Source organism: Clostridium tarantellae (assembly GCF_009295725.1).
Classification (GTDB): Bacteria; Bacillota; Clostridia; order Clostridiales; family Clostridiaceae; genus Sarcina; species Sarcina tarantellae.
The window spans coordinates 1-8,533 of record NZ_WHJC01000147.1 but is presented as its reverse complement, the minus strand read 5'-3'; the positions used below and the strand labels follow the sequence as shown (position 1 = coordinate 8,533).

Here is an 8,533-nt window from a genome sequence, read left to right as displayed (position 1 = left end):
CTTTAAAGCATCTTTAAATAGTTTGCCATTGATTTTTAAATAAAAGTGAGTATTTTAAAAAAATTAATAAATACTCACTTTTATTTATATAAAAAAATAAAATATAATTTTTAATACTATATTAAACTTCTTCATTATAGCTAATGATTTATTAATACCTAAAGATTTTTTTTAATAATAATTTCTTATGATTTAAAACTATTTATCACCCTTGTATTTTCATCACTAAATTTATAGTTTAACATATTATATACTATAAAAATGTATTTAAAAGGAGATTTTATATATGCACGTATATACTTTAAATAATACTCCAAGTATACAAGATTCTAAAGAATACGATTTAGCTTTAGGAATTTTAGAGAATAATGCTATTATAGATTCATCTACTAATTTAGTATCTCATTTAGGTGGAGAATATGATGGTTCTGTAACTATTATAATAAATGTTGATGATAACGGAAAATATAATTTATTAGTACAATATTTAACTGCCGATTATGATAGGTTTTTATCTTTAGATGTTAATGAAGTTAATACTGGTACCATTTACACTTTTCCAATTACAGATGGTTGGTCAATTAATAATATAAAAACTGCTCTATTAAATGTTAATTTAACATCTGGTAGTAACACATTGAAATTTCATGGTAATGGAATTAATTTTGCTCCTGATTTAGGTAAAATATTTCTTTCAAAACCTACTATCATTAACTCAACTCTACTAAATGATTCATCAATGGTTTATGATATTTCTTTAGGAATTTTAAATAACGGTGCAACTTTAGACCCTTTAACAAACTTTGCTTCCTCACTTGGTGGAGTTTTAGATGGTTCTTCTACTATTACAGTAAATACTGTTGAGCAAGGATCCTATAATTTTTTAATTGAGTATTTATGTACAGATAATAATAATTTATCTGTAGATATTAATGAAGTTAATACTGGTACTATTTATTCATTATCTCCTACAAAAGATTTAACTTTAAACAATATAGAATATTTTATCATAACTACTTCTTTAAAAGCGGGAGTAAATAAAATAAAATTTCATGGAGATGGTATTAATCCAGCTCCTTTCTTGGGTAAAATAACTATATCACACTCCACCTCCCTTACTTCAATTACCGATACATCTTTATTAAATACTACATTAAAATATCCTAATATACCAACTTATAATTATAATGCTTTAGAAGGATTAATTGAAAATGAAGCAAGAATAGAAGATTTAAAAGATGGTAAAATTGTAGGTTGGCTAGGTGGTCCAAAGGATGGTTCCGTAACCATAGGAGTCACTGTATCTAATAGTGGTTTTTATAACCTGGGAATAAAATATGTGTCTGGTGAAAGTAGATCTTTTAAAATAACTATAAATGGTGAAACTATAGAAACTATTTATACTGCACCATCAACTAATAGTTGGACTATATCAGATGCAAAAACATTTACCCTTCCTATCAATTTAAAATCTGACAAAAATTCAATTAAATTTCATGGTGATGGTAAGAATTATTCTCCAAGTATTTCAAGTATGTCACTTATGGCTCCAACAACCTCTTCTATACCAATAATAAACATTTATAGAAAAACTAGTTTAGACCCTTGGTCTTCTATTGAAAGAAAATCATTTAATATAGCCTTTCATACTTTAGAACCTTTAGGTATAGAAATAATGCATCCTACAGACATTACCATTTTAATACAAGGAAAAAGTTTAAGAGGTACAGCGGATATTAATCTTCATGATGTGGATAATATGCATTATATTTCTAAAGTTAATATTAATGAATCTAAAAAAATTTTCATTCCTAGAAAAGGGGAATTATTTTTAAATGTTAATAATATCACTCATACTTTAAGTGATGGTGTTCCTTTTTCATTACAAATAATTCTTAGTATAGAAAATGATATTAACTATATGATTACTCCTACCTTTGATATTAGAGATAATAAAATTTTTAATAAAGCAATTACTGATGAAAATGAATATAAAAACTTACTCTTATCTAATTCTGAAAATGGAATGTTACTAATTTCAGAAAATGCCAGACTTTATTTTCCTAAATGTAAGCATATTCCAAAATCACTTTCTCCTTCTAAGGTATTGGCACTTCATGAACAAACTATTTTAGAGCATAATAAATTAGCTGGTCTTGATATTAATTCTATTAATCAAATAGATAGACCACGTAAAAACTTTGTATTAGTAAGTGCTAGAAATAAACAAGCTGGTTATATGTCTGCTGGTGGAACTATGCTAGATACTCATCCAACTAATTCTGGTGGCTATTTTAGTGCTGGTTGGGGCATTTTCCATGAATATGGGCATTTATATGAGCAAGGATGGAGCCATATAGATATATGGAATAATTTATATTCTGCTAATATGTCTGAAAAAACTACAGGATTTACTTGGCTTTGGGGTAATGATAGAAAAGATTATGAAAATAAAAATATACAAGTTTTTTATGAAGATTATTTAATAAATGAAAAATTTACAGAAAGAGGCTTTGGCTTTGGTACTGGATTATATTTCTTTATATCTTTACAAGATTTCTTTGGTAAAAAATTCATAGGAGATATGACTGCATACTATAGAAATAATTCTATTTGGCTTGGCAAAGAAAATTATGTTGTACACGCTATATCAAAACTTTATGGTATGAATGCTATACCTTATATGGAGATGTATGGTTATTATCAATATGCTAATGAAGTAGTTAATTTCGTTATAGATAATAGTACTTCTTCTTTAATGGTTATTCCTAACAATGAAACTTTTTCTAAATACTCTTCTATATCGCTACCTCCAACAGTTAAACCTATTTATGCTGGTTCCAATAAAACTTTAGAAGGAATAGGTAATCCAAATGCTGAAATTAAATTAACTGTAAATAATAAAACTTATACTGCTAATTGTAATGATAAAAGTAAATTTTCTATTAAAATTGGTGAATTTATAGATGAAAATAGTGTTCTAAAAATTTCATCTACTGAATCTAATAAAACCATAAGTGTAGCTAAAACTATCTTAGTAAAGACTTTATTATCAGATAATTTATTTAGTTTTTATGGGTTAGGTGATTATTTAATAGCTACTATAGGCTTTAATGTTACTACAAAAACATTAATAGTTAAAGCTACTGGCTCAGGCTCTCATTCTTATTTTGGTAATAGTATATACTTTGGTGCAACTTTATATGATAATACGGGAAAAGAAATAGCTACTTCTTCTGTAACTGGTAATGAAAATGCACGAGAATTTGCAAAAATCTTCAATGAAAAATCATTTGAATATGGTTATTATATAAAACTTACTCATGCTGAGCCATCTAGGTTGAGCTTAAGTGGTAACGTTATAAATCCTCCTTCTTCAAGTTCTCCTTTAAAATTTGGAAATATAAATCTATCAAAAGTTACTTTTTATATAAGAAATAACGGTATAGAATATAAATTTGTTTAATTTTTAAAATAGTTATTCATTATATATTAAATAAAAAATTATTCCTTAATTCATTAACTCATTATATAATTGTATTTTCATCACTAATTTTGTAATTTAACGTATTATATACTATAAAAATGTATTTAAAAGGAGAATTTATATATGAAAGTAAAACAAGATAAATATATTTTGACTAAATCTCCAACTATACAAATATTAAAAACTGGAGAAGATATTAAATTAGATTTAAAACTTTCTTTAAATACTAAATTTGATAATATTGGAGCAGTTGTTTCTGGAACCGTTGTGGATGCTTATAATACTCCTATTAAAGGAGCCATAGTAAAATTAATGGACGCTAATTTACAACCCTTATATTATACAGAAACTGATGTTTTAGGTAAGTACTCCATAGATGATATATCTTTAAGTAGTAGTTATAATATGGTAGCTACTTCCACTGGTAAATTATTAACTCCTACTACTAACTTTACTTTATCTAGTGGTGAAACTAAATTTATGAACTTTACTTTGTATGATGATCCTAATGCTTTGTTAGGTGCTATAAATGGTTCTATATTAGATTCATCTAGTAATCCAATTTTTGGCGCAGTTGTTTTCTTGTATAATTTAACAACCAATACCCCCAAATTAGAAGCCATAACTTATACTGATTCTTTAGGAGGTTTTATTCTTAGCGAGGTTTTACCAGGTAAATATGAAATTATTATTTCCGCTCTTGGCTATAATTCATTTAAACTATATTCTGTAGTAGAACATGGAAAAATTTCTAATATTTCTAAAAATCTTTCTAAATCTTCTATCACTTCTACAGGAATAATATCTGGTATTATAAGTAATGATTCTAATATGCCTATAGCTGAAGCTGATGTTATTCTTTATGAAGTAACTGATAATAAAAATTTAACTCCTATAGCCTATACCACTACTAATAGATCAGGAGTTTATACTTTTATAAACGTTCCTATTGGAAGTTATCTTATAAAATCAACTCAATCTGAAGTTGTTGATGTTAATTCTACACTTTCAACTTCCACATTGCCTAACAATATTACATCTACACTTTCAACTTCCACATTATCTTCTAATGAATATAATTTAGCTTTAGGAATTCTTGAAAATAATGCTATTATAGATGCAACTACTAATTTAGTGTCTCATTTAGGTGGAGAAGAAGATGGTTCTGCCACTATTGTAATAACTGTTGCTAATGACGGTGAATATAAATTATTAATTGAATATTTAACTGCTGATTATGATAGATTTTTATCTTTAGATGTCAATGAAATTAATACTGGTACTATTTACACCTTTCCAATTACAGATGCTTGGTCCATTAATAGTATAAAAACTGGTGTATTAAATGTTAATTTAACTTCTGGTAGTAACACTTTAAAATTTCATGGAAATGGAACTAATTATGCTCCAGATTTAGGAAAAATACTTTTATCAGAGATTACTAGTGTTAAATCAACTGTACCAAATGAGTCAATAATGAATTATGATCTTTCTTTGGGAACTTTAAACAATGGAGCAACTTTAGATCCTTTAACAAACTTTGTATCTTATCTTGGTGGTTCATTAGACGGTTCTTCTACTATTACAGTAAATATTGCTGAACAAGGAAATTATAATTTGTTAATTGAATATTTATGTACAGCTAATAATACTACTTTATCTATAGATGTTAATGAAATTAATACAGGTACAATTTATTCATTATCTCCTACAAAAGATTTAACTTTAAACAGTGTAGAATTTTTTATGATAAATACTTCTTTAAAAGCTGGAATAAACAAAATAAAATTTTATGGAGATGGTAATAATGACGCTCCTTATTTAGGAAAAATAACCATATCGCAAGCTACCACTATTACATCTACCTCTAAAATTGAACCAATATTTATTAAAGCAATTTCAGGCAAACTAGAAAATGGAGCAAGAATAGAATATGTAAACGATGATAAAGTCGTTGGATTGTTAGGTGGTCCAAGAGATGGTTCAGTAACTCTTACAGTAAATATTGAAGAAAAAGGATTCTATTTCTTAACTTTTAAATACATTTCTGGTGAAAGTAGACCTTTAAAAATAGATGTTAATAGAATAAGTACTGATGCTATTTATAATGTACCAAAAACTAATGGATGGTCTATATCAAGTGCAAAAACTTTAACTTTGTTGCCAATATTTTTAAACTCAGGTTCAAATACAATTAAATTTCATGGCGATGGTACTAATTTTGCTCCTATCATACTTGAATTATCTATTCTTAAATTATCTATTAATTCTTCTAATTCTTCCTCAAGTGGTACTTCTCAAAATTATTCTGATAATGAAACTTATAATGCTTTAGATGGATTCCTTGAAAATGAAGCAATAATAGAAGATTTAAAAGACGGCAAAATTGTTGGATGGTTAGGTGGTCCAAAAGATGGTTCTGTCACATTAAAAGTTAACGTAGATAATGATGAAATTTATAACGTAACAATAAAATATGTTTCTGGAGAAAAAAGACCCTTTAAATTAGCTATAAATGGTAAAGATACAAAAGTTATTTATTCCGTAACACCAACTAATAGTTGGACTATATCAGATGCAAAAACTTTAAATTTACCAATAGCATTAAATTCAGGTGAAAATACAATTAAATTTCATGGCGATGGTATTAATTATGCTCCTAGTATAATTGAATTATCCATTAGTTCATCTTCAAGTAATGCTGAAATAAAATATCCTGAACTACCCACTTATAATTATAATGCTTTAGAAGGATTAATTGAAAATGAAGCAAGAATAGAAAATTTAAAAGATGGTAAAGTTGTTGGATGGTTAGGTGGTCCAAAAGATGGTTCTGTAACCATAGGAATTAATGTATCTAATGTTGGTTCTTATAACCTTGGAATAAAATATGTGTCTGGTGAAAATAGACCTTTTAAAATAACTATAAATGGTGAACCTATAGAAACTATTTATACTGTACCATCAACTAATGGTTGGACTATATCAGATGCAAAAGTATTTACCCTTCCTATCAATTTAAAATCCGAAAAAAATTTCATTAAATTCCATGGTGATAATGAAAACTATGCTCCTAGTATTTTAAGTTTAATTCTAGATATTCCAACAAACTCTTCTGTACCAATTATAAACATTTATAGAAAAACTAGCTTAAGCCCTTGGTCCTCTATTGAACGTAAAAAATTTAATATAGCATTTCATACTTTAGAACCTTTAGGAATAGAAATAATGTATCCTACTGATATTACTATTTTAATTAAAGGATCAGACATTAAAGGAGCTGGAGATATTAATCTTCACGATGTAGATAATATTCATTATATTTCCTCAATTCCAGTTAATGAATCTAAAAAAATTTCTATTCCAAGAAAAGGGGAACTATTTTTAAATGTTGCTAAAATCGAAAGTACTTTAAATGATTCTACTCCATTCTCTTTTCAAATAATTTTAAATATAGAAAATGATATTAACTATATTATTACACCTACTTTTGATATTAGAAACAATAAAATTTTTAATAAAACAATTACGGACGAAACTGAATTTAATAAATTATTATTATCTAATGATGAAAATGGAATGTTAGCAATTTCAGAAAACGTTAGACTTTATTTTCCTAAATGCAAGTACATTCCTAAACCAATATCTCCTTCTAAGGTATTAGCACTTCATGAACAAACTATTTCAGAGCATAATAAATTAGCTGGTCTTGATAAAAATGCTACAAATCAATTAGATAGACCAAGAGAAAACTTTGTTTTAGTAGGCGCTAGAAATAGACAAGTTGGCTATATGTCTGCTGGTGGAACTATGCTAGATACTCATCCAACTAATTCTGGTGGCTATTTTAGTGCTGGTTGGGGTATTTTCCATGAATATGGTCATTTATATGAGCAAGGATGGAGCCATATAGATATATGGAATAATTTATATTCTGCTAATATGTCTGAAAAAACTACAGGATTTACTTGGCTATGGGGTAATGACAGAAAAGGTTATGAAAACAAAAATATAGAAGCTTTTTATAAAGATTATTTAATAGATGGAAAATTTATAGAGAGAGGTTTTGGTTTTGGTACTGGATTATATTTCTTTATATCTTTACAAGATTTCTTTGGTAAAAAATTCATAGGAGATATGACTGCATACTATAGAAATAATTCTATTTGGCTTGGTAAAGAAAATTATGTTGTACACGCTATAACAAAACTTTATGGAATTAATGCTATACCTTATATGGAGATATATGGTTATTACCACTATGATAATGAAGTAGTTAATTTTGTTATAGATAATAGTAATTCCTCTTTAATTATAATTCCTAATAATGGAAATTTTTCCAAATACTCTTCTATATCTCTTCCTCCAACAGTTAAATCTATTTATGCAGGTTCCAATAAAACTTTAGAAGGAATAAGTAACCCAAAGGCTCAAATTAAATTAACTGTAAATAATAAAACTTATACTGCTAATTGTAATGATAAAAGTAAATTTTCTATTAATATTAATGAATTTATAGATGAAAATAGTACTTTAAAAATATCATCTACTGAACCTAATAAAACCATAAGTGTAGCTAAAACTATCTTAGTAAAAACTTTATTATCAGATAATTTATTTAATTTTTACGGTTTAGGAGATTATTTAATAGCTACTATAGGCTTTAATGTTACTACAAAAACATTAATAGTTAAAGCTACTGGCTCAGGCTCTCATTCTTATTTTGGTAATAGTGTATACTTTAGTGCATCCTTATATGATAATACAGGAAAAGAAATCGCTAAATCATCTGTAACTGGTAATGAAAATGCACGAGAATTTGCAAAAATCTTCAATGAAAAATCATTTGAATATGGTTATTATATCAAACTTACCCATGCTGAACCAGGTCGATTAAGCTTAAATGGTAATGTTATAAATCCTCCTAGTTCAAATTCTCCTTTAAAATTTGGGAATATAAATCTATCAAAAGTTACTTTTTATATAAGAAATACTGGTATAGAATATAAATTTGTTTAATTTTTAAAATAGTTATTCATTATATAT

General features: G+C 26.6%; 2 protein-coding genes. Both read left to right on the top strand.

All coding sequences use genetic code 11. The annotated features are described in order from the left end of the window. Positions 1-286 precede the first annotated feature (286 nt). Complete coding sequence (locus tag GBZ86_RS09970) at positions 287-3,466, top strand: putative mucin/carbohydrate-binding domain-containing protein (protein WP_152890258.1); 3,180 nt, start codon at positions 287-289, stop codon at positions 3,464-3,466. Between the two features lie 144 nt (positions 3,467-3,610). Beyond that, on the top strand, positions 3,611-8,506 hold the full coding sequence (locus tag GBZ86_RS09965; RefSeq protein ID WP_152890256.1) for a carboxypeptidase regulatory-like domain-containing protein: 4,896 nt from the start codon (positions 3,611-3,613) through the stop codon (positions 8,504-8,506). Positions 8,507-8,533: the final 27 nt, after the last annotated feature.

Coding starts and splice junctions, on each gene's coding strand:
- GBZ86_RS09965 (WP_152890256.1), top strand. CDS start 3,611: ATGAAAGTAAAACAAGATAAATATATTTTGACTAAATCTCCAACTATA.
- GBZ86_RS09970 (WP_152890258.1), top strand. CDS start 287: ATGCACGTATATACTTTAAATAATACTCCAAGTATACAAGATTCTAAA.